Raw genomic sequence first — 21,695 nt, 5'->3', positions numbered from 1 at the left:
CGATCACGCTACCCCGGGCGGCTCCCCCGGCTCCCGGCCCGCTTCGAGCCGCTCCTTGCACGCGAACGCGATGGCCTTGGCCGCGCGTTGCCTGCGCATCGCCTCCGCCGCCGCGCGGCGGGGTGCGGCGGGTCGCGGCAGCCCGTCCCGGTCCGCGGGATCGGCGCGCAGGTAGTAGTGCAGCAGCGTGCCGTCCAGCACCGGCTCGAGCCACACCTCCATGCTCCCGACGAGCGCGCCCCGCACCGTCCACCGGATGCCCTCGACGCCGCGGTCGGCCATGACCTGCAGGTGCAGGTCCGGCCACAGCTGCAGCCAGCGGGACGGCACCGCGAACTCGGCCGCCACCACGGCGGGCGGCACGGCGAGGAACGTCTCGTCCACCACGTCGACCGACGGCACGGCGTCAGCCTAGTGACACGTCGTGCCGGCGATGCCTACTGCGAGGTAGGTTTCGGGAAACGGGAGCCAGTGCCGGCCAGGAGGTCACGACCGTGCGCGAGTACAGCGTTCCAGCCACCGCCCGCGTCGGTGACGAGGAGAACCTCCTCGACGTGGTGTACGCCAACGCCGAGGAGCACGGGCCGGTGGTCGTCTACCGGCGCCAGCTCGCCCCGGGCGAGTGGACGGACGTCACCTGCGCGCAGTTCGCCGAGGAGGTCGTGGCCGTGGCGCGCGGTCTCGTCGCCGCAGGCGTGCGTCCCGGCGACCGCGTGGTGCTGCTCTCGCGCACCCGCTACGAGTGGACCCTGCTCGACTACGCGATCCTCGCGACGGGCGCGGCCACCGTGCCGATCTACGAGACGTCGTCGGCCGAGCAGATCGGCTGGGTGCTGTCCGACTCGGGGGCGGTGGCCGCGGTGGTCGAGTCCGACAAGCACGCCGCGCTCGTCGACAGCGTGCGGGCCGACAACCCCGGTCTGCGGCACGTCTGGCAGATCGAACCGCCCGCGGGCGGACGGGGCGCCGTGGAGGAGCTCGTCGCGCTGGGCGCCGACACCCCCGCCGACGAGGTGCGCGCCCGCAGCGCGGCCGTGCGCGCCGACGACCTCGCCACGCTGATCTACACCTCGGGCACCACGGGCAGGCCCAAGGGCTGCGAGCTGACCCACCGCAACCTCGTCAGCGAGGTCAAGGGCACCGTCAGCATGCTCCCCGAGCTGCTGTCCGACCGTGGGTCGGTGCTGCTGTTCCTGCCGCTGGCCCACGTGTTCGGCAAGGTCATCCAGTGCGGCGCCCTGTACACCCGCACGGTGGTGGGCCACACGTCCGACGTGAAGCAGCTGCTCCCCGACCTCGCCTCGTTCCGGCCGACGTTCATCCTCTCCGCCCCCCGCGTGTTCGAGAAGGTCTTCTTCGGCGCCCGCCAGCGCGCCCACGACGGCGGCAAGGGCCGGATCTTCGACCTGGCCGCCGACACCGCCATCGCGTGGAGCCGGGCGCGGGACACCGGCGGCCCGAGCCTCGCGCTGCGGCTGCGGCACGCGCTGTTCGACCGGCTGGTCTACGGCAAGCTGCGCGAGGTCGTCGGCGGGAACGTCGTGGCCGCCGTGTCCGGCGCGGCGCCGCTCGGCGAGCGGCTCGGCCACTTCTTCCGCGGCATCGGCCTCCCGGTGCTCGAGGGCTACGGGCTCACCGAGACCACGGCGGGCGTCACGCTCAACGCGCTCGGCGCCCAGCGCATCGGCACCGTCGGGCGGCCGGTGCCCGGTCACTCCGTCCGCATCGGCGACGACGGCGAGGTGCTGGTCAAGGGCCCGATCGTCTTCCGCCGGTACTGGAAGAACGACGCCGCCACCGCCGAGGCGCTCGAGGACGGCTGGTTCCACACCGGCGACATCGGCGAGCTCGACGACGCCGGGTTCCTGCGGATCACCGGCCGCAAGAAGGAGCTCATCGTGACGGCGGGGGGCAAGAACGTCGCGCCCGCCGTGCTGGAGGACCGGCTCCGGGCCCACCCGCTGGTCAGCCAGTGCATGGTCGTCGGCGACGGGCAGCCGTTCATCGGCGCGCTCGTCACGGTCGACGCCGAGGCCCTCCCCGGGTGGCTCGAGCGCGCCGGGAAGCCGGCGGGCACGCCCATCGCGGACCTCGTCGACGACCCGGACCTGCGCGCGGAGATCGCCGGAGCGGTCGAGGACGCGAACCAGGCGGTGTCGCGCGCGGAGCAGATCCGCGAGTTCCGCATCCTCCCGGTGGACTTCACGGAGGCGGGGGGCGAGATGACACCCACGATGAAGGTCAAGCGCGCGGTCGTGGCGAAGACGTTCGCCTCCGACATCGCGAGCATCTACAGCGGGGCGAAAGCCCCGGCCTGAGGATTCGACGCACGGAAAGGGACCTGCCGTCGGTCGACGGCGGGTCCCTTTCCGTTGTGCTTACCGGCTAGAAATAGTGCCTGCGGGGACCGATGGCCCGGCCCGTGCTGCCCAGCAGGAACAGCACAACTCCGACGACGAGCAGGATCCCGCCCAGGTAGGTCAGCAGGGAGATCCCGAGCAGCCAGCCCAGGACCAAGAGAATTGCGCCAAGGACGATCACGATTCCTCCTCCTCATCCCGATCGCCCGACCGATGGTGTGACGGGAGCGCACACCCCGGCGACCGGATCTGCCCATGAGGTACCCGGTTCTTGCGAATGCAAATCGGGCGAGAGGACTTTTCAGCGGAGGCGGTGCGTGACGTCGTCGGTGCGTTCCGTGCACCCGGCGCGCGCGAGGTGCTCCAGCAGCGGCACCGCGACCCGGCGGGTGGTGCCGAGCGCCTGGCGCGCCTCGCTGAGGGTGAACTCGGGTCCGACGCCGCGCAGCCGGTCCACGGCCCGGTCCGGCGCGTCGGGCAACAGCACGACCCCGTCGGCGATGGCGACCAGCTCGCCCGCTCGGACCAGCGCGGCCAGCTCGCGCGCGCCGAGGCCGAGCTCGGCGAGCCGGCCCGCCTCGGGGGCGTGGAACGGGTTCGCGGTGAGGTCGGCGCGCAGCGCGTCCATCGCCGCGCGCACCCGCTCGGGGAGGCCACGGCTGCGGCCCAGGTGGACGCGGCCGTCGCGCAGCTGCGGCCGCACCGCGTCCGGTCCGGGCGGGAACGCGGCGAGCACCGCCGCCACCAGTCCCGCCGTCGGCAGGTCCGCGGCGCGACGCGCGGCTTCGATCGTGAGACCCGGGTCGAGGGGCTCGGCGGCATCGTGGGCGCGGACGGCCGCCGCGAGCGCGGACACCGCCTCCTTCGCGCGGGCCGGCGCGACGAGCCAGCCGTCCGCACGCACCGCGGGCTCCACCGCGTCGATCTCCGCGCGCGGCACGCCCATGGCCTCCAGGTCCACGGCCCGGACCGCGCCGCGGCGGCCCAGCTCGCCGCTCGCGGTGCCCCCGCCGGGCTCGGCGAGCTCGACGGCCCGGCGGGCGGCGGCCCCGCGCCGGCGCAGCGCGGGCGGGAGGACGTCGAGCACCTCCACACCCGCGACGACGGCGCGGCGGCCCGGGTCGCGCAGCACCGCCCGATCCCCGATCCGCAGCGGGAGCGGGCGTTCGGGGCGCAGCCGGGCGAACCCCCCGCCCAGCGGGCGGACGCGCACCGTGACCGCCGCCGAGCCGACGTGCAGCATCACCTCGCGGGGAAGCGGCTCGAGCTCCGCGCCGCGCACGCCGCGCAGCGCCACGTCGACCTCGGCGGGCGCGAGCCAGGCGTCCGGGGTGAGCAGCGCGTCGCCGCGGACCACCGCCTCGCGGGGGACGCCGCGCAGGTTCACCGCGACGCGTGCGACGCCGCGCACCGCCTCCGCCGGCGCGCCGAGGCTCTGCAGCCCCCGGACGTGCACCCGCCGTCCGCCGAGCTCCAGCTCGTCGCCGACCCGGACCGTGCCGGCGCCGAGCGTGCCGGTGACGACCGTGCCGGCTCCCCGGATGCTGAAGGCGCGATCCACCCACAGCCGCACGTCGGCGCCGGGGTCGGGGTCGGGGATGGCGCCGACCAGACCGTCGAGGGCGGCGCGCAGGTCGTCGAGGCCCTCGCCGCGCGGGGCGCACACCTCCACCACGCCGGCGGGGGCGAGCGACGACCGGGCGAGCTCGGCGAGCGCGTCCTCCCGCGCCGGCTCCGGATCGAGCAGGTCGCACCGGGTGACGACGAGCAGGCCGTGCTCGACCCCGAGGGCGTCCAGCGCGTCGAGGTGCTCCCCCGACTGCGGCATCCAGCCCTCGTCGGCGGCCACCACGACCAGCGCGGCGGGAACGGGTCCGGCGCCTGCGAGCATCGTCGTCACGAACCGCTCGTGCCCCGGGACGTCGACGAAGGCGAGATCGGTTCCGGACGGCAGGCGGGTCCAGGCGAACCCGAGGTCGATGGTCAGCCCGCGCCGCCGCTCCTCGGCCAGCCGGTCGGGCTCCATCCCGGTCAGGGCCCGGACCAGCGTGGACTTGCCGTGGTCGACGTGCCCGGCCGTCGCCACCACCCGAGAGGTCACGAACCGACCCGCGCCGCGCGGACGCACTCCGCGAGCGCCTCGTCGTCGGCGGGGGCGAGCGCGCGCACGTCGAGCAGGCAGCGACCGCCCTCGAGGCGTCCGAGCACGGCGGGCACGCCCGCGCGCAGGGCGGCCGCGTAGGGCTCGGGCAGGGACAGCGCGACGCTCGGCAGGACGACACCGGGCGCCCCTCCCCCGCCGACGGTCGCCTCCGAGTCGACGACCCGCACGTCCCGCCCCGGCAGCCGGGACGCGACGGCCTCCGCCCGCGCCCGCAGCTCGGCGACGGGCGCGTCGAGGGCCGCCCGGACCGGCGGGACGGGCCCGCGCAGCGTCGCCTCCAGCGCGGCGAGCGTCAGCTTGTCCACCCGCATCGCGCGAGCGAGCGGGAACCGGCGGACCCGCTCGACCAGCTCCCGGTCGCCGAGTACCAACCCCGCCTGCGGGCCGCCGAGCAGCTTGTCCCCCGACGCCGTCACCAGTGCCGCACCCGCGGCGAGCACGCCGGCGGCGTCGGGTTCGTCGGGCAGGAGCGGGTGCGGGGCGAGCAGACCCGACCCGATGTCGACGACCACGGGCACGCCGAGCCGGGCGAGCTCCGCGGGCCCGACCGCGCTGGTGAACCCGCTGACGGTGAAGTTCGACGGGTGCACCTTGAGCACGAACGCGGTGTCCGGCCCGACCGCGCGCTCGTAGTCGGCGAGGTGGGTGCGGTTCGTGGTGCCGACCTCGCGCAGCCGCGCGCCGGTCGACTCGACCAGGTCGGGGATCCGGAACCCGTCGCCGATCTCGACGAGCTCGCCCCGCGACACGATGATCTCCCGGCCGGACGCGAGCGTCGCGGCGACGAGCGCGAGGGCCGCGGCCCCGTTGTTGACCACGTGCGCCCCGCCCGCGCCGGGCACCGTCGCGAGCAGGGCGTCGACCACCCCGGCGCCGCGGCGGCCCCGGGCGCCGGTGGCGAGGTCGAGCTCGACGTCGCAGGTGCCGGCGGCGACGGCGAGGGCCTCGCGGGCGGCGGCGCCGAGCGGGGCGCGACCGAGGTTGGTGTGCAGCACGACGCCGGTGGCGTTGAGCACCGGGCGCAGCGTGGTGACGGCGGGCGGCAACGCCTCGAGCGCGGCGTCGACGACCTCCTCGGGCGGAAGGGCGCCCTCCCGGGCCCGCTGCTGCGCCGCGGTGACGGCCCGCTTGACGAGCGGCCTGCCGAGCCGGACGGCGGCCGCGGCGATCCGCGGGTCGGCGAGTACGGCGTCCGTGCGGGGAACGCGGCGGCGGTGATCGGGGCCGGCGACTGACACGGCCAGAGTCTGTCACCGTGCCTACGATCCGGCTGTGACCGATGCGACGATCGCGCCCACGCAGACCCAGCGGCTCACCCGCTTCAGCCACGGCGCGGGCTGCGGCTGCAAGATCGGGCCCGGCCGGCTCGCGGAGATCCTCGCGACGGTCACCCCCGCCACGCACCCCGACCTTCTCGTCGGCACCGAGACCGGCGACGACGCGGCGGTCTGGCGGCTCGACGCCGACCGCGCCCTCGTCGCCACCACGGACTTCTTCACCCCGGTCGTGGACGACCCGCGCACGTGGGGCCGGATAGCGGCGACCAACGCCGTCTCCGACGTCTACGCCATGGGTGCGCGCCCGCTGTTCGCGCTGAACATCGTGGCCTGGCCGAGCGAGGTGCTGCCCACGGAGATGCTCAGCGAGGTCCTCGCCGGCGGGGCGGACGTCGGCCGCGCGTGCGGTTTCGCCGTAATCGGCGGCCACTCGATCGACGACCCGGAGCCGAAGTACGGGCTCGCGGTCGTCGGCGAGGTCCACCCGGACCGGATCCTCACCAACGCCGGCCTGCGCCCCGGCGACGCCCTCGTGCTCACCAAGCCGCTGGGCGTCGGGATCGCCACCACGGCGGTGAAGGCGGGCACGGCGAGCGGAGAGCTGCTCGCCGCCGCGGTGGCCACGATGTGCACCCCGAACGCCGCGGCAGCGGCGGCGGCGCTCGCCGCGGGCTCGGAGGGCTGCACCGACGTCACCGGGTTCGGCCTGCTCGGCCACCTCCGCAAGATGGCCACCGCGTCCGGGGTCGACGCGGTCGTCGAGGTGGGCACCGTACCGCTGCTGCCCGGAGTCCGGGAGCTGGCGGACGCCGGCACCGTGCCCGGCGGCACCCGGCGCAACCGGGAGTGGGTGGAGGAGGTGCTCGACATCGGTCCCGGCGTCGACGAGACCGACGTCGTGCTGCTCGCCGACGCCCAGACCTCGGGCGGGCTGCTCTTCGGCGCCGAGCCCGAGCGGGCCGCCGCGGCCGTCGCGGAGCTGCGCCGGCAGGGCGGGCAGGCCGCGGTGATCGGGCGGGCCGAACCCGGGGCCGGGCGGATCCGCGTCCGGCGCTGAGGCCACCGCCAGACCGCACACACCGTCTGTGGACGACGCACACGGCCCGCGGTGTGTGCCGTCTCGACGCGGTGTGTGCGGTGGCGTCATCGCGCCCGTCGGGCCCGAGATCACTGCGGAGGCGGACGGGAATCGAACCCGCCTGACCGAGCTGCTCGGCCACGTCGGTTTTGAAGACCGCGGGGGCCACCAGGCACCCAGACGCCTCCCTGAGGAGTGCGCCCGACGTTACCCGATCTTCGCGGCTTCGGCCCGCTCCCGGTCGTCGAGCCGGCGGCGCTGCGGGACGATGGTGTCGGCCGGGTCGTCCGCCGATGCGAGGCCCGCGTGGAACACGGCGAACCGCGTGGCCAGCGAGCCCGCGAGCACGGCGAGCCCGGACGCCGCGGCCACGCCTCGGCGGCGGCGCCCGAGCAGGGCGCCGGCGGCCCCGGCGGCCGTGAGCACGGTGGCCGCCCGCCTCCACCGGCCGGCGCGGCCGGTGGTGTACCTCGTGCCGAGCCCGCCCAGCCTGCGCTCCAGCACCCGGCTCGCCACGAGCTCGGTGGCCGCCCCGGCCACGGCCAGCCGCGCCGCCGGCCCGTTCTCGCGCACGTCGGCGCCGACCAGCCCCAGCCCGCCGCTCGCCGCGACGGCGCTGCCGGCGAACACCACCGGCAGCTCGCCGCGCGCCTCGTGCCAGGCCGGCACCGCGGTGTCGCTGATCAGCACGGCGGTGTAGGTGGTCATCGGTCCGCCCAGCACGGCGGCACCCACGCCGGCCGCCCGGCCCAGCCCGCGGGCGTACCCGGTGATCTCCGACGCGGCGGCGAGCGCGGCCAGCCCGGAGAAGGGCGCGAGGATCCACGAGCCGACCGACAGCGGCGAGGTGACCTTGAGCATCCGGAGCATGTTGAGGAACCGGGCGGGCCGGCCGAGGTCGTGGACCAGCAGCCCGGCGCCGAGCATCGCTCCGCCCGCCGCGCCGAGCCGCGCGACCCGGGCCAGGGTCGGGCGCCCCGTCGACGCGGCGAGTTCGGCGAGCACGGCGGACGCACCGGCCGTCCCCCCGCTGAAGAGGTAGGTGGGTACGTCCGGGGTCTTCCAGGTGGGCCGGTTGAGGACGGGTTTCCCGTAGTACGAGCGGAAGGTCGCGTCCCGGTCCCCGTCGCGGCCGCTCATCGCCGTGCCCCGACGAACGCCGCGGCGACCGTGGCCACCACCCCGGCGGCGGCGAGGGCGGCCCGCTTCCACATCGCCGGGAGATCCCGGGTGGTCACGACCGGGTCCGGCGGCAGCCCGTAGACCTCCGGCTCGTCGAGCAGCAGGAAGAACGCGCCGGCGCCGCCCACCCCGTCGGCCGGGTCGTGGCCGTACAGCCGCGCGTCCGCGACGCCTGCCTCGTGGAGCACGTCGACGCGCTCCGCGGCGCGCTCGCGCAGCTCGTCGAGGTCCCCGAACTGGATCGAGTCGGTGGGGCAGGCCTTCGCGCAGGCCGGCTCCATGCCGGCACCGAGCCGGTCGTAGCAGAGCGTGCACTTCCACGCCCTGCCGTCACCGGGCCGGATGTCGATCACCCCGTACGGGCAGGCCGGGACGCAGTAGCCGCAGCCGTTGCAGATGTCCTCCTGCACCACGACCGTGCCGAACTCGGTGCGGAACAGCGAGCCGGTCGGGCAGACGTCCAGGCACGCGGCGTGGGTGCAGTGCTTGCACACGTCCGAGGCCATCAGCCACTGCATCTCGCGGTCGGACTCCCGCCCGCCCTGCGGCACCGACGGCATCCCGAGGTCGACCGCATCCGTCCGCGTCCGCGTCTGCTCGACGAACGCGACGTGCCGCCACGTCGAGGCACCCAGCCCGACCGAGTTGTCGTACGACATCCCGGTGAGGTCCATGCCGTCCTCCGGGATCAGGTTCCACTCCTTGCAGGCCACCTCGCAGGCCTTGCACCCGATGCAGACCGATGTGTCGGTGAAGAACCCCACGCGCGGCGGGTGCTCGACGTGGCCGGCCTCGGCCGCGGGATCCGCCAGCGGGCCGGCCAGCCGTTGCTCGAGGGTGAACTCACTCATCGCTCGGCCTCGCCGACGCTCGGCCGGCTTCGCCGGGCACTGTCCCCATGGCGCGCTCGCAAGCTCGCGCGCGGGGCGCGGGCGCTGCAACATGATTCGCTCGCAAGCTCGCTCATCCCCGCTCTCCCTCCGTCGTGGTCGCCGCCGTCCCGGTGCGCTCGGTGATGCCGGCCCGCCGCTGGTAGGACTCGACCAGCGCGAGTCGGGCGGCTCCGCGCGGGCGGCGTCCTGGGCGGATGTCGCAGGTGTCCGCCTTCGTCGGCTGGATGTGCACGTTCGGGTCGAGCACGATCGGCAGCAGCTCGTTCGCCGCGTCGCCGGTCGAGATGCCGTTCGGTCCCCAGTGGTAGGGCAGCCCGATCTGGTGGATCGTGCGTCCGCCCGCGCAGAGGGGGCGCATCCGCTCGGTGACCAGCACCCGCGCCTCGATCACCGCGCGCGCGCTCACGATCGTCGCCCATCCCATGTGCTCGAGGCCCCGCTCGGCGGCGAGCGCCGGGGAGACCTCGCAGAACATCTCCGGCTGCAGCTCGGACAGGTGCGGCAGCCACCGGCTCATCCCGCCCGCGGTGTGGTGCTCGGTGAGCCGGTAGGTCGTGAACACGTACGGGAAGACGTCCGATCCGGCCGATCCGGCGCTCGGGGCGTACCGGTTGAGCCGGTGCGGGAACACCCGGCGGGCCGGGTTCGCCTGCTGCCCGTAGAGCGCGTTCCCGACCGGCGACTCCGCCGGCTCGTAGTGGGCGGGCAGCGGGCCGTCGGCGAGCCCGGCCGGCACGTACAGCCAGCCGCGGCCGTCGGCCTGCATGATGAACGGGTCGGTGCCGGCGAGCGCGTCCTCCCGCTCGGCGTCCTCGGGCGGCCGGTAGTCGGGGCGTTTGGTCGCCTCGAAGTCCGGCACGTCGTGGCCCACCCATTTCTCCTGGTCGGCGTCCCACCAGACGTAGGCCTTGCGCTCGCTCCACGGCCGCCCGTCCGGGTCCGCGGACGCCCGGTTGTAGAGCAGGCGACGGTTGGCCGGCCACGCCCAGCCCCACTCCGGCGCCACCCAGCTCTGCTCCCGGCCGGGCTTGCGCCGCGCGGTCTGGTTGACCCCGTCGGCGAACGACCCGCAGTAGATCCAGCAGCCGCAGCGGGTGGACCCGTCGGCCTTCAGCCCCGTGTAGGACGACAGCGGCTCGCCGTCGCCGCCCCAGCCGCTGATCTCGGCGAGGACCGCCTCGGCGTCCGGCTCGGCCAGGGGGCCGGTCGTCGGGTAGTCCCAGGTCAGGTCGAGGATCGGCCGGTCGCGCTCGTCCGTCGACGCGGCGAGCTTCTCCCGGATCCGCCGCCCGAGGTGGTAGTAGAACCACAGCTCGCTGCGCTGGTCGCCCTGCGGCTCGACGGCCTTGTGGTGCCACTGCAGCAGCCGCTGGGTGTTGGTGAACGTGCCGTCCTTCTCCACGTGCGCCGCGGCGGGCAGGAAGAACACCTCGGTGCCGATGTCCCGCGTGGTGAGCTCGCCCGACTCGATCTCCGGGCCGTCCTTCCAGAACGTCGCGCTCTCGATCATGTAGAGGTCGCGCACCACGAGCCACTTCAGGTTGGCCAGGCCGACCCGGTTCATCCGCGAGTTGGCCGTGCCCACCGCCGGGTTCTCCCCCACCAGGAAGTAGCCCTCGGCCCCGCCCTCCACCTGCTTGATCACGGTGTCGTAGTTGGAGTGGCCGCTCGTCAGCCGCGGCAGGTACCCGAAGCAGAAGTCGTTGTCCGCGGTGGCCGCATCGCCCCACCAGGCCTTCAACAGGCTCACCGTGTATGCGTCCATGTTCCCCCAGAAGCCCTTGCTCCCGGCGCCGGAGGAGATGTACTCCCGCAGGTCGAGGTGCTCGTGGGCGTGGGGCATCGGCAGGTAGCCGGGCAGGATGTTGAACAGCGTCGGGATGTCCGTCGACCCCTGGATCGACGCGTGGCCGCGGAGCGCGAGGATCCCGCCGCCGGGCCGGCCGATGTTGCCCAGCAGCAGCTGCAGGATCGCCGCCGTCCGGATGTACTGCACCCCGACCGTGTGGTGGGTCCAGCCCACGGCGTACGCGATCGCGGTGGTCCGGTCGCGCCCCGAGTTGCGGGTGACGATCTCGGCGATCCGGAGGAACTCGTGCTCCGAGATGCCGCAGATGTCGGCGACGGTCGCGGGCGTGTAGCGCGCGAAGTGGCGCTTGAGCACCTGGAACACGCACCGCGGGTGCTGCAGGGTGTCGTCGCGCTCCGGGGTGCCGTGGAACGTCCCGCCGCCGGAGCCCGCCGTCTCGGTCGACGAGGAGGCCCTCATCCGCTTCCCGTGCTCGGCGCCGTCGACGCCCCCGGTGTCGCGCTGCATCACCGCCCACTGGTCGCGCTGCCCCGCCGCCGCGGCGACGTCGGCGCCCTCGTACTGCCAGGTCGACGGGTCGTAGTGGCGCCCATCGGCGTCGAACCCCGAGAACAGGCCGTCGAGGTCCTCGGTGTCGCGGAAGTCCTCGCGCAGGATCATCGGCGCGTTCGTGTAGTGGACGACGTAGTCCCGGAACCACTTGTCGTGCTCCAGCACGTGGTGGATCAGGCCGCCCAGGAACGCGATGTCGCTGCCGGCGCGCAGCGGGACGTGGATGTCGGCGAGCGCGCTGGTGCGGCTGAACCGGGGGTCGACGTGCAGGATGGTCGCCCCGCGCGCCTTCGCCTCCATCACCCACTGGAACCCCACCGGGTGGCACTCGGCCATGTTCGAGCCCTGGATCAGGATGCAGTCGGCGTTCTGCAGGTCCTGCTGGAACGTGGTGGCGCCGCCGCGGCCGAAGCTGGTCCCCAGACCGGGGACGGTGGAGGAGTGTCAAATGCGGGCCTGGTTCTCGATCTCCACAGCGCCGAGGGCGGTGTAGAGCTTCTTCATCAGGTAGTTCTCTTCGTTGTCCAGCGTGGCGCCGCCGAGGCTGGCGAAGCCGAGCGTCCGGTGCAGGACGCGGCCTTCCTCGTCGGTGTCCTGCCAGGTCCGCCGCCGCGTCTCGATGACCCGGTCGGCGATCATGTCCATGGCCGTGTCGAGGTCGAGGTCCTCCCACTCCGTGCCACCCGGGCGGCGGTAGCGGACCGTCGTCTGCCGGCTCGGCGCGGTGACGAGCTGGTGGCTGGCCGCGCCCTTCGGACACAGGCGGCCGCGGGAGATCGGTGAATCCGGGTCGCCCTCGATCTGCGTGACCCGCTCGCCCTCGACGTAGACCTGCTGGCCGCAGCCCACGGCGCAGTACGGGCAGACGGACTTCACCACCCGGTCGGCCGTCTCGGTGCGGGCGGTCAGGCTCCGGCTCCGGGCGGACTTGGCAGCCTCGCCACGGCCCAGCGGATCACGCCCGGCGAGCTGACGGACGACCGGCCAGAGATCGATGAAGGTCCGCGCACCCACGTCCCGTGACTTGTCCCGATCGGGCGCGGGGAAACATGCGATCGGCTAACGGTCGAGTAACGCCTGGTCCCCGGCGAGCAGGGCCCGCAGCCGGGCCACCCGCGCGGCCCACGTCCAGTCCTGCCGCATCCATGAACGGCCGGCGGCACCCATCGCTCGCGCCCGGTCCGGATCGGCGAGCAGGCCGGCCACCGCGGACGCGACGGACTCCACGTCCCGCCCGTCGACGACGCGGCCGGTGCGGCCCTCCCGGACCGTCTCGGGGGCCCCGCCCGACTCCCCCGCGACGACCGGCAGCCCGGCGGCCGCCGCCTCCAGGAGCACGATGCCGAGGCCCTCCACGTCGAGGCCGCCTCCGCGCGTGCGGCACGGGAGTGCGAACACGTCGCCGACCGCGTGGTGGGCCGGCAGGTCGACCGCCGGCACCGCTCCGGCGAACACGACGTGCTCGTCCACGCCGGCTGCCCGGGCCAGCCGCCGCAGCCGCGTGGCCCCCGGGCCGTCACCGACGAGGAGCAGCCGTGCCCCCGGCACCCGCTCGCGCACGAGCGGCAGCGCCCGGATCAGCGCGTCCTGCCCTTTGCGCGCCACCAGCCGGGACACGCACACCGCGAGCGGCGCGTCGCCGACGCGGTAGCGCCTGCGCAGCTCCGCGCGCGCGGCCGGGTCCGGCCGGAACCGCTCGGTGTCGATCCCCGCGGGCAACACCTCGAGGGCCGCGCCCGGCCCGAACGCCGCCGCGAGCCGGGAGCGGGTGTAGCGGGAGATGGTGGTGAGCACGTCGGCGTCCGAGCCGATCCGGCGCAGCGCCCGGCGCCCACCGGGCACCATCGACCAGCCCACCTCGTGGCCGTGCGTGCTCCCGACGACCCGCTCGACGCCCGCGTGCCTGCGCAGGTACGGGCCGAGCAGCGCCAGCGGCGCCGCCGCGCCGAACCAGACGGTGGTGGCGGCGTACTCGCGGGCGAGGGCGGCGGCGCGCGCGGCCACGGCCGGCACGGGGAGCATGAGCGACGTCGCGTGCCGGTGCACGGGCACCGGCGAGGCCGCATCCCACTCGGCGGCGCCCGGCCACGCGGGCGCGTAGACGGCGAGCTCTCCCGGCAGCCGCTCGGCGAAGGCGTGCAGGTAGGTCTGGATGCCGCCGGTGCGGGGCGGGAAGTCATTGGTCACGAGGAGCGTGCGCGCCACCGCGCGACGCTATCCCCCGCTTCCCTGCGATCGGGCGGCGGCCGGTCACCCTGGCCGGCCGCCGCCCGTATCCGGGGAGCGGACGGTCCGGGTCTACAGCCGGCGCGCGCCGGTGATCGGGCGGCTGGAGATGTCGGAGTACTTGACGACGTCGCCGGTCTGCGGCGCATTGATCATCTTGTTGTCGCCGACGTAGATGCCGACGTGGCTCACCGGCTTGTAGAAGAACACGAGGTCGCCGGGCCGCAACTGGTCGCGCGGGACGGGGGTGCCCACCCGGGCCTGCTGGCTGCTCGACCGCGGCAGCGTGACGCCGACCTGCTGGAACGCCCACGACGTGAGCCCCGAGCAGTCGAACGAGCTGGGCCCTTCCGCGCCGTACCGGTAGGGCTTGCCGAGCATCTTCATGGCCGCCTGCGCCGCCTGGACGCCGACTCCGCTGCCGGACAGCGAGGTCGGACCGCTGAGGGTGGGACCGTTGCGCTCGCGCCGCTGCTGCGGGCTCAACCGGTCGAGGAGGCGCTGGGCCTCGTCGATCCGCTTCTCGGCGTCACGCTTGCGGTTCTCGACGTCCTCCTCGGCCCGCGCCGCCTCGTCGGCGGCCGCCTGGGCCCGCTGGACGGCGGCGTCGGCCTCGACCCGCTTCTGCGCGGTGTCGTCGACCTTCGTCAGCAGCTGCTCGAGCGAGTCCCGGTAGCCGGAGGCGAGTGTCTCGATGGCCGACATCTGGTCGAGGAACTCCTGCGGCGACTTGCTCGCGAGCAGGGCGTTCAGCTGGTCGAGGTTGCCGCTCTCGAACGCGGACAGCGCCACGCTGTCGATCTGGACGCGGAACTGCTCCTCGTCAGCGACCGCGGATTCGAGGGCCGCCTGAGCGGGCTGGACCGCCTGCTGCAGCGTGGTGAGCTCCGACTGCCGGGCCGCGAGCGTGTCCTTCGCGGCGTGCCACTCCTCGGTGAGGGACTCCGCCTCCCGGTTCACCTGCTCCAGCTGCCGCGCGGCGTCCTGCGCGTCGGGCGGGTCCTCCTGCGCCGCGGCGGGGGACGCGGCGACCAGCAACGACAGGACCACCAGCAGAACGAGCGAGCCGACGGAGGACACCGACCGGCCGTGGCGGCGCATGCGACGCACGCGCGGACGGACGGACTTCCGAGAACCCGACGAGGTGCGTCGACGCGACTCCACGCGGACGGATCTCCTCTCGCCACCCCGCGCGAACACACGATCGGGGTACTGGGGAGCGCCGATCGGGGTATCGCGCGGTGACCTCGCGTTGCCACTCGCTGTCGAATGGCTGACACGCCACAAGGTCTCGCGGAGATTACGGAGCAGCCCGGCGCGCGACCAAACCGGGGGTGCCTCGGCGTGGCGCGCCGCGCGACGTCACCCACATGCACGGAGCGCAGCGGAAATTCGTGCTAAGTGGACTTTTTCTCACCCTGCGTCACGGACGGCTCCCCCGCTCCCCGCATCCGGAAGCGTTCGGCGCGGTGTGGTGGCCACCAACCGCAATCTCGGCACCAGGCCTTGATCCGCCAGCACGGCGAGCGCACGCCGCTCCGGTGCGTCGAGCTGCACGATCGGCGCGCCGGACGGCACGTCCGCCGCCGCTTCCGCGCCGCCGTCCGCAGGGCCCACCGGCGCCGGCGCACCCAGCAGCACGCCGATCACGCATTCGCCGCAGGCCGCGCCGCGGACCGCGCACCCCTCACAGTCGATGATCATCGCTGCTCCCTGTCTCTGCTCCCTGGACGGTTCGGACGGGCCGTCGCCATCCGATGCGCGTCACGCTAGGGACGCCCTCCGACAGTTCCCGGCCCCGTTCCCGCCTCGACGGACTCGAGACATCCGAGGGCCGCCAGGATCGCGACCGTCCGCACGGCATGGGTGACCTGCCACAGGTCGCGCACGCGCGCCCAGTCCGCCGGGGGTGCCTGGACGTCCCATGCGAGCTGCTCGACGTTGATCGGGCCGTTGGCGAGGATCGTGATCACGACGGCGAGCAGGAGCAGCGCGAGCGCGGCGGCCGCACGCCGCGCACCGGCGCGCCCGCGGGCGAGGACGGCGAGCGTCGCCACCGCGACGAGCGTGGGCACGAGGACCGCGCCGATGAACCCGGTGAACCAGCCGAACTCGGCGTGGCGGACAGCCACGTACTGCGGGCCGTCGAGCCGGCGCAGCGCCAGCTCGAGCACGAGCACGGTGAGGGCGACACCCGCGAGCACCGCGCCGCCGAGCCTGCTCACGCGCCGGGTGATCGTGAACGCGCGGCCGTCCGCCATCGGGCGAGGCTCCCGGCCTACCCGCGCACCAGCCGGGTGAGCAGCACCGCCGACGCCACGGCGTGTGCACCGCCGCGCCGGACCGACTCGACCACCGCCCGGTCCGACGTGGCGACCACGACCGGCCTGCCCTGCGGCTCGGCCGCCACGAGGTCGCGGATGACGTCGTCGGCCAGCACGCCGGGGTCGCTGAACAGCACCCGCACGCCCCGGGAGCCGCGCGGCGGCGCGGTGATCACACCGGCGCCGTCGAACACGACGGTGACCTCCACCCCGGTGCGCGCGGCGAGAGCGCCGAGCTGACCGACGAGCCGGGACCGCTGGTCTGCGAGCGGGAGCTCCGGGTAACCGGTCTTGCTGACGTTGTAGCCGTCGACCACGAGGTGCAGCGACGGCACGGCCAGCATGGCGTCCAGCTCGGCGACCGTGCCGACGGCGGTGCCACCCCGTGCGCTGCGCGCGCCCGCGACGAGGTCGCCGGGGCGGGGCCCACCACCACCGATCGCGAGCTCGCGGCGCAGGCCGGTGAGCGCGCCGCCGAGGGTGTCCATGAGGAGTGCGAGGCGCACCTCGTCGGCCTTGCGCGCCTCGCGGGCCGCCTGCCGGGCGGCGGCCACCTCGGCTGCGGCGCGGTCGGCCCGCCTGCGTTCGGCCTCGGCGCGCTCCCGCTCGCGGTCCCGCTCGGCCACGGCGGCGGCGAGGTCGCGCTCGGCCGCGATGCGCAGCTCCTCGGCGGCTTGCTCGGCCGCGGCCTGCGCGTCGCGCGCCGCCCGCAGCTTGGCCCCCTGCTCGGAGACCCGGCGGCGCAGCTGCTGGTACTCGTGGTCACGCTGCTGCCCGGCCGTGCGCGCCTGGGCACGGGCCTCGGTGAGCTCCCCGCGGAGCCGTTCGAGCTCGGTGGTGAGCTTGTCCACGCGGGACAGGGCCGCGTCCCGCTCCGCGCGCAGCTCCCCCGCCTCGCCCCGGCGGGCGGCCGCGGCGACGGCCTCGCCCGCGTCCGCGTCGTCGTTCAGGACGGACGCGGCGGCCGCCATGAGCGGGTCGTCGGACGCGGTGGTGAGCTCGCCGGGCCGCTGGTCCTCCCACCAGGCCACCACGGCGGTGCGGAACGCCGCCGACGCCTCGAGCTCCGCCGTGAGCGCACCGGCACCGAGCTTGGCCCGCTTGGCGGGGGTGAAGCGCGCGAGCCTGCGCAACGGCACCGGGACGTCCGCGGACGGCATCGCGCCGACGGCGGTGGCCGCGAGCTCGGCCAGGCGGGAGCGCAACGCATCGGGGAGCTTGGCCCAGTCCACCAGCCCGGGCGGCGGCGCGGCCGCACCCCGCTGGGGTGAGCCGGTGTCACCGCCGGACCTGGACATCGCACCAGGTTATCTGCGTTCGCTCCGGTTCACCGGTGACGCGGCGGTCACAATCCGTGCGGGCGGCCGCGCGGACCCGGTCGCGCGGTTCTGTCGGGGACCGTCGCTAGCGTCCGCGCCCGTGCCTGCCCGGTCGTCCCAGCTGACGTTCGACGAGCTCGGCACCCCGCTGCGCGAGGTCACGTTCGTCGTGCTCGACCTGGAGACCACGGGCGGCTCGGCGGGCACCGACTCGATCACCGAGATCGGGGCGGTGAAGGTGCGCGGCGGCGAGCGGCTCGGCGAGCTCGCCACGCTCGTCGACCCGGGCACCGGCGTGCCGCCCGGCATCGTGGCGCTCACCGGCATCACGTCCGCGATGATCGCGGGCGCGCCCCCGCTGCGGCAGGTGCTCCCGTCCGTGCTGGAGTTCCTGCGGGGCACGGTGCTGGTGGCCCACAACGCCCCGTTCGACTCCGGGTTCCTGCGCGCGGCGTGCGAACGGCACGGCCAGGTCTGGCCGCGCCCGCCGGTGCTGTGCACGGCGCGGCTGGCCCGGGCCGTCCTGCCGCACGACGAGGCGCCCAGCGTGCGGCTGGGCGCCCTCGCCGAGCTCTTCGCCACGGCCACGCGCCCCACGCACCGCGCGCTCGCCGACGCCCGCGCCACGGTCGAGGTCCTGCACCGGCTGCTCGAACGCGTCGGCAACCTCGGCGTGCAGAGCCTCGAGGAGCTGCTGGCCCTCGCGCGGGCGTCCGCCCCGCACCGGCCCACGCAGCAGCAGCGGCGCAAGCGGACGCTCGCCCAGGGCGTGCCGTCGGCGCCCGGGGTGTACCTGTTCCGCGGCCCGCGGGACGAGGTGCTGTACGTCGGCACCAGCGGTGACCTGCAGCGACGGGTGCGCAGCTACTTCACCTCCGGCGAGCGGCGCCGCCGGGTGCGCGACATGGTGGCGATCGCCGAGCGCGTCGACACCGTCGTCTGCGCCCACGCGCTCGAGGCAGCGGTGCGGGAGCTGCGGCTCATCGCGGCGCACCACCCGCGCTACAACCGCCGTTCCAAGCGCCCGAACCACACGTGGTGGGTCGTGCCCACCACCGAGGCGTTCCCCCGGCTGTCCGTCGTCACCTCGCCCCGCGACGGTGCGCTGGGGCCGTTCCCGTCCCGGCGGGCCGCGGCCGCGGCCGTCGACACCGTGCTCGACGTCGTGCCGTTGCGCCCGTGCACGCAGCGGATCGCGGCGAAGGGCGCCTCGGCCACCCCGTGCGCGCTGCACGAGATGGGCCGTTGCGGGGCGCCCTGCGCCGGCCTGCAGACGCCCGAGGAGTACGCGCCCGGCGTCCGTGCACTGGCCGACCTGGTCGAGGGCCGCGACGACGCGCCGCTGCACACCGCCGCCGCCGAGATCGACGCGCTCGCGGCGAAGCAGCGGTTCGAGACCGCGGCGCGGCGGCGCGACCAGCTGGCGGCGTTGGTGCTCGGGCTGGGCCGGTCGCAGCGGCTCACGGCGCTCGCCGCGTTGCCGGAGGTCGTCGGCGCGCGGCCGGACGGCAGCCGCGGCTGGGAGATCGCCGTGGTGCGGTACGGGCGGCTGGCCGCCGACTGCGTCGCCCGGCGCGGCGTCCCGCCGATGCCGGTGATCGACGCGCTGCGGCTGGGCGCCCAGACCGTCCTGCCCGGCCCGGGCCCGCTGCGCGGGGCGCCGGTGGAGGAGGTCCGGCTGCTGCACCGGTGGCTCACCACCGGCGGCACGCGCCTCGTCGCGAGCGAACCGGCGTGGACCGAGCCCGCCCGCGGCGCCGGCGCGTGGGGCACGTGGGCGGAGAGGGCCCGGCCGATCGAGGTCGAGGTGGACTAGGGTGAGCGGCGTGATCACGGCGATCGTCCTGGTGCACACCGCTGCCGACCGCATCCCCGAGACGGCGCAGGCCATCGCCGACCTCGACGGGGTGGCCGAGGTCTACTCGTGCGCGGGCGACGTCGACCTGATCGCCGTCGTCAAGGTGCCCGAGCACGAGCAGCTCGCCGACGTCATCGCGGGGCGGCTCAGCAAGGTCGAGGGCGTGCGGCGCACCGACACCCACATCGCCTTCCGCTCCTACTCCCGCGCCGACACCGAGGCCACGTTCTCCGTCGGCCTGGACTGAGTCCGGCCCGACTTCCCCACCCGCGAGTCCCGCAATTCATCAGGGCGAGTCCCGCAATTGCTGGGCCCCGAACGCGCAACGGGTCGTCGTAACGCGGAACTCACCTGCGCAAACGCGAGACTCGCCCCGACAGAATGCGGGACTCGGCCCGTCGATGCGAGACTCGCGGGTGTCGGGGTCGGGCCGCTGCAGCTAGGGCTTCTGGGCGGTGGAGACCTCGACCCAGCGCGTCAGGAGGCGTTCCGCCGCTCCCGAGTCGACGGCGGCGGCGGCCCGTTCCAGCGCCCCCGCGAGGGCGCCGGCCAGGTCGGTGGGCGGCCCGTCGAACGCGACCAGCGCGCCCGCGGCGTTGAGCAGCACCGCGTCGCGCACGGGGCCGGTGCGGCCCTCGACGAGCGCGCGGAAGACCTCGGCGTTCTCCGCCGGGCTGCCGCCGCGCAGCGCCTCCCGGATCGCGGGGGCGAGGCCGAGCGCGACCGGGTCGACGCTCTCCCGCCGCACCTGCCCACCGGCGACGACCCACGCCGTGCTGGTGGTCGTGGTGGTGAGCTCGTCGAGGCCGTCGTCACCGCGGACCACCAGCGCGGACGCCCCGCGCCCCGCGAGCACCTCGGCGATCACGGGGGCGAGCCGCGGGTCGGCGCAGCCCACGAGCGCCGCGGGCGGCTGGGCCGGGTTGGTGAGCGGCCCGAGCACGTTCATCGCGGTCGGCACGCCCAGCTCGCGGCGGGGCGCCGCGGTGTGCCGGAAGCTCGGGTGGAAGACGGGTGCGAAGCAGAACCCGATGCCCACGTCCGCCACGCACGCCGCCACGCCGTCCGGCGGCAGGTCGATCGCGACGCCGAGCGCCTCCAGGACGTCGGCCGCACCGCTCGACGAGGACGCGGCGCGGTTGCCGTGCTTGACGACCGGCGCGCCCGCGGCCGCCACGACGACCGCGGTCATGGTGGAGATGTTCACGGTGTGCGCCTGGTCGCCGCCGGTGCCGACGACGTCCACGGCGCGGCCGGGCACGGTGATGCGCCGGGCGTGGCGCAGCATCGCCTCGGCGAGACCGGCGATCTCGGCGGCCGTCTCCCCCTTCGCCCGCAGTGCCACGAGGAAACCGGCGAGCTGGGCGGGGGTGGCCTCGGCCGAGAGCACCCGGTCCATCACCCACGCCGTGTCGGCGGCGCCCAGGTGCTCACCCCGGATCAGCCGGCCGAGCAGACCCGGCCAGCTGAGGCCGCTCTCAGCCACGGATCGCGACGGACGCCGAGCGCCGCAGCACGTCGGCCACCGTCTCGGCGGCGGTGAGCGGGTCGAGCGGGTGCACGAGCACCGCGTCGGCCTGGGACCAGGTGGCGAGCCAACGGTCGTCCCGCCTGCGGACCGTGACGATGATCGGCGGGCAGTCGTCGATCTCGTTCTTCAGCTGCCGGGAGATGCCCATACCGCCGGTGGGCTGGGCCTCGCCGTCGAGGATGGCCAGGTCGAAGTCGCCGGAGTCGGCGCCCTGCAGGACCTCCGCGATCCCGCTCGCCTCGTGGAAGCGCACGCGGGGGAGGTCGGGCGCCGGACGCCGGCCGATGGCCGTGATGATGGCCTCCCGGACCTCGGGACGGTGGCTGAACACCAGCACGGTCAGGGACTCGTGCGCGACAGGGCTGCTCACAGCGACGAACTGTAGTGCGACGTGCTCGTCCGCCCGGTCCCGGCCGCCCCCGGGGGTAAAGACGACAGCCTGTAGAAGATGGTTCATACTGCCCCGGTGACGACTGCGGCTCCCACCATCAGCGCGCGCATCCACTCGCTGAACCGCCCCAACCTGGTCAGCGTCGGCACGATCGTCTGGCTGTCCAGCGAGCTGATGTTCTTCGCCGGGCTGTTCGCGATCTACTTCACAGCGCGCGCGCAGAACCCGCCGGACCTGCCGTGGCCTCCCCACACCCACCTCGACGTCCCCTACGCCCTCGTGGTGACGATCGTTCTCGTCGCGTCGTCGTTCACTTGCCAGTTCGGGGTGTTCGCGGCGGAACGCGGCGACGTGTACGGGCTGCGCCGCTGGTACCTGCTGACCCTGATCATGGGCACGATCTTCGTGCTCGGGCAGGCCAACGAGTACCGCACGCTGGTCGAGGAAGGCACCACCCTCTCCTCGGACGCGTACGGCACCGTCTTCTACCTGGCCACCGGCTTCCACGGCCTCCACGTCACCGGCGGGCTGATCGCGTTCATCTACCTGATGATCCGCACCAAGCTCACCAAGTTCACGCCGCAGCAGGCCACCGCCGCGATCGTCGTGTCCTACTACTGGCACTTCGTGGACGTCGTGTGGATCGGCCTGTTCACCGTCATCTACTTCATCCGCTGATACAGAGCCTCCCCAACTACTGCGACCGTAAAAAGGTTGGACGACGCCGACG

General features: G+C 74.8%; 19 protein-coding genes and 1 tRNA gene. 5 read left to right on the top strand and 15 right to left on the bottom strand.

Going from position 1 to position 21,695, the window contains the following annotated elements:
• Positions 1 to 3 precede the first annotated feature (3 nt).
• Positions 4 to 402 carry a polyketide cyclase / dehydrase and lipid transport gene (locus ABEA81_RS12315; RefSeq protein ID WP_345605116.1) on the bottom strand — a complete coding sequence of 133 codons (399 nt, stop codon included), beginning with the start codon at positions 400 to 402 and terminating at the stop codon, positions 4 to 6.
• 92 nt (positions 403 to 494) lie between these two features.
• Between ABEA81_RS12315 and ABEA81_RS12310 the strand changes: the two genes are divergently transcribed.
• Entirely contained in the window at positions 495 to 2,318 is a 1,824-nt protein-coding gene (locus ABEA81_RS12310; protein WP_345605115.1) for an AMP-dependent synthetase/ligase, read from the top strand.
• 67 nt (positions 2,319 to 2,385) lie between these two features.
• Here the strand turns inward: ABEA81_RS12310 and ABEA81_RS12305 are convergent, their stop codons facing one another.
• From ABEA81_RS12305 to selA, 3 genes are all read right to left on the bottom strand, one after another.
• Complete coding sequence (locus tag ABEA81_RS12305; protein WP_345605114.1) at positions 2,386 to 2,541, bottom strand: DUF6131 family protein; 156 nt, start codon at positions 2,539 to 2,541, stop codon at positions 2,386 to 2,388.
• Between the two features lie 120 nt (positions 2,542 to 2,661).
• Complete coding sequence (gene selB / locus ABEA81_RS12300; RefSeq protein ID WP_345605113.1) at positions 2,662 to 4,461, bottom strand: selenocysteine-specific translation elongation factor; 1,800 nt, start codon at positions 4,459 to 4,461, stop codon at positions 2,662 to 2,664.
• Positions 4,458 to 5,762, bottom strand: coding sequence for an L-seryl-tRNA(Sec) selenium transferase (gene selA / locus ABEA81_RS12295; RefSeq protein WP_345605112.1), 1,305 nt, complete (start codon positions 5,760 to 5,762; stop codon positions 4,458 to 4,460). Before selA ends, selB begins: the two co-directional genes overlap by 4 nt.
• Positions 5,763 to 5,811: 49 nt before the next feature.
• On the opposite strand from selA, the gene selD reads away from it, so the two are divergent.
• On the top strand, positions 5,812 to 6,858 hold the full coding sequence (gene selD / locus ABEA81_RS12290; RefSeq protein ID WP_345605355.1) for a selenide, water dikinase SelD: 1,047 nt from the start codon (positions 5,812 to 5,814) through the stop codon (positions 6,856 to 6,858).
• A gap of 114 nt (positions 6,859 to 6,972) precedes the next feature.
• Here the strand turns inward: selD and ABEA81_RS12285 are convergent.
• The 9 genes from ABEA81_RS12285 to ABEA81_RS12245 all read right to left on the bottom strand — a co-directional run bounded on the left by ABEA81_RS12285 (position 6,973) and on the right by ABEA81_RS12245 (position 17,164).
• Positions 6,973 to 7,067: transfer RNA gene (locus tag ABEA81_RS12285), tRNA-Sec, on the bottom strand.
• A 19-nt stretch (positions 7,068 to 7,086) separates the two neighbouring features.
• Positions 7,087 to 8,019: an NrfD/PsrC family molybdoenzyme membrane anchor subunit gene (nrfD, locus tag ABEA81_RS12280; RefSeq protein ID WP_345605111.1), complete on the bottom strand. Its 933-nt coding sequence runs from the start codon at positions 8,017 to 8,019 to the stop codon at positions 7,087 to 7,089.
• Positions 8,016 to 8,912: a 4Fe-4S dicluster domain-containing protein gene (locus ABEA81_RS12275; RefSeq protein ID WP_345605110.1), complete on the bottom strand. Its 897-nt coding sequence runs from the start codon at positions 8,910 to 8,912 to the stop codon at positions 8,016 to 8,018. Before ABEA81_RS12275 ends, nrfD begins: the two co-directional genes overlap by 4 nt.
• Before the next feature lie 112 nt (positions 8,913 to 9,024).
• Entirely contained in the window at positions 9,025 to 12,330 is a 3,306-nt protein-coding gene (gene fdh, locus ABEA81_RS12270; RefSeq protein WP_345605109.1) for a formate dehydrogenase, read from the bottom strand.
• 45 nt (positions 12,331 to 12,375) lie between these two features.
• Entirely contained in the window at positions 12,376 to 13,521 is a 1,146-nt protein-coding gene (locus ABEA81_RS12265) for a glycosyltransferase family 4 protein (RefSeq protein WP_345605108.1), read from the bottom strand.
• A gap of 93 nt (positions 13,522 to 13,614) precedes the next feature.
• Positions 13,615 to 14,643 carry an NlpC/P60 family protein gene (locus ABEA81_RS12260; RefSeq protein ID WP_345605354.1) on the bottom strand — a complete coding sequence of 343 codons (1,029 nt, stop codon included), beginning with the start codon at positions 14,641 to 14,643 and terminating at the stop codon, positions 13,615 to 13,617.
• Positions 14,644 to 14,955: 312 nt separating this feature from the next.
• On the bottom strand, positions 14,956 to 15,246 hold the full coding sequence (locus tag ABEA81_RS12255) for a hypothetical protein (RefSeq protein ID WP_345605107.1): 291 nt from the start codon (positions 15,244 to 15,246) through the stop codon (positions 14,956 to 14,958).
• A gap of 65 nt (positions 15,247 to 15,311) precedes the next feature.
• Complete coding sequence (locus ABEA81_RS12250) at positions 15,312 to 15,803, bottom strand: DUF1772 domain-containing protein (RefSeq protein WP_345605106.1); 492 nt, start codon at positions 15,801 to 15,803, stop codon at positions 15,312 to 15,314.
• A 17-nt stretch (positions 15,804 to 15,820) separates the two neighbouring features.
• Positions 15,821 to 17,164: an NYN domain-containing protein gene (locus tag ABEA81_RS12245; RefSeq protein WP_345605105.1), complete on the bottom strand. Its 1,344-nt coding sequence runs from the start codon at positions 17,162 to 17,164 to the stop codon at positions 15,821 to 15,823.
• A 121-nt stretch (positions 17,165 to 17,285) separates the two neighbouring features.
• On the opposite strand from ABEA81_RS12245, the gene ABEA81_RS12240 reads away from it, so the two are divergent.
• The gene (locus ABEA81_RS12240) at positions 17,286 to 19,001 is read left to right on the top strand and encodes a DEDD exonuclease domain-containing protein (RefSeq protein ID WP_345605104.1); all 1,716 of its coding nucleotides are present in this window, start codon (positions 17,286 to 17,288) and stop codon (positions 18,999 to 19,001) included.
• A 10-nt stretch (positions 19,002 to 19,011) separates the two neighbouring features.
• Complete coding sequence (locus tag ABEA81_RS12235; protein WP_345605353.1) at positions 19,012 to 19,290, top strand: Lrp/AsnC family transcriptional regulator; 279 nt, start codon at positions 19,012 to 19,014, stop codon at positions 19,288 to 19,290.
• A gap of 192 nt (positions 19,291 to 19,482) precedes the next feature.
• Here the strand turns inward: ABEA81_RS12235 and trpD are convergent, their stop codons facing one another.
• On the bottom strand, positions 19,483 to 20,529 hold the full coding sequence (gene trpD, locus ABEA81_RS12230) for an anthranilate phosphoribosyltransferase (RefSeq protein WP_345605103.1): 1,047 nt from the start codon (positions 20,527 to 20,529) through the stop codon (positions 19,483 to 19,485).
• Positions 20,522 to 20,944: a response regulator transcription factor gene (locus ABEA81_RS12225; RefSeq protein WP_345605102.1), complete on the bottom strand. Its 423-nt coding sequence runs from the start codon at positions 20,942 to 20,944 to the stop codon at positions 20,522 to 20,524. Before ABEA81_RS12225 ends, trpD begins: the two co-directional genes overlap by 8 nt.
• 78 nt (positions 20,945 to 21,022) lie before the next feature.
• On the opposite strand from ABEA81_RS12225, the gene ctaE reads away from it, so the two are divergent.
• Positions 21,023 to 21,643 carry an aa3-type cytochrome oxidase subunit III gene (gene ctaE / locus ABEA81_RS12220; RefSeq protein ID WP_425570529.1) on the top strand — a complete coding sequence of 207 codons (621 nt, stop codon included), beginning with the start codon at positions 21,023 to 21,025 and terminating at the stop codon, positions 21,641 to 21,643.
• Positions 21,644 to 21,695 lie beyond the last annotated feature (52 nt).

It is taken from the genome of Pseudonocardia adelaidensis, assembly GCF_039543345.1.
Classification (GTDB): Bacteria; Actinomycetota; Actinomycetes; order Mycobacteriales; family Pseudonocardiaceae; genus Pseudonocardia; species Pseudonocardia adelaidensis.
Note: the sequence above shows the minus strand (reverse complement) of the source record. Positions and strands in the feature narration are given on the sequence as shown.

Bases quoted from the DNA above. Each gene is read 5' to 3' on its own strand.
- nrfD (WP_345605111.1), bottom strand. From the start codon at position 8,019: ATGAGCGGCCGCGACGGGGACCGGGACGCGACCTTCCGCTCGTACTAC.
- ABEA81_RS12275 (WP_345605110.1), bottom strand. From the start codon at position 8,912: ATGAGTGAGTTCACCCTCGAGCAACGGCTGGCCGGCCCGCTGGCGGAT.
- ABEA81_RS12260 (WP_345605354.1), bottom strand. From the start codon at position 14,643: ATGCGCCGCCACGGCCGGTCGGTGTCCTCCGTCGGCTCGCTCGTTCTG.
- ABEA81_RS12255 (WP_345605107.1), bottom strand. From the start codon at position 15,246: ATGATCATCGACTGTGAGGGGTGCGCGGTCCGCGGCGCGGCCTGCGGC.
- ABEA81_RS12250 (WP_345605106.1), bottom strand. From the start codon at position 15,803: ATGGCGGACGGCCGCGCGTTCACGATCACCCGGCGCGTGAGCAGGCTC.
- ABEA81_RS12245 (WP_345605105.1), bottom strand. From the start codon at position 17,164: ATGTCCAGGTCCGGCGGTGACACCGGCTCACCCCAGCGGGGTGCGGCC.
- ctaE (WP_425570529.1), top strand. From the start codon at position 21,023: ATGGTTCATACTGCCCCGGTGACGACTGCGGCTCCCACCATCAGCGCG.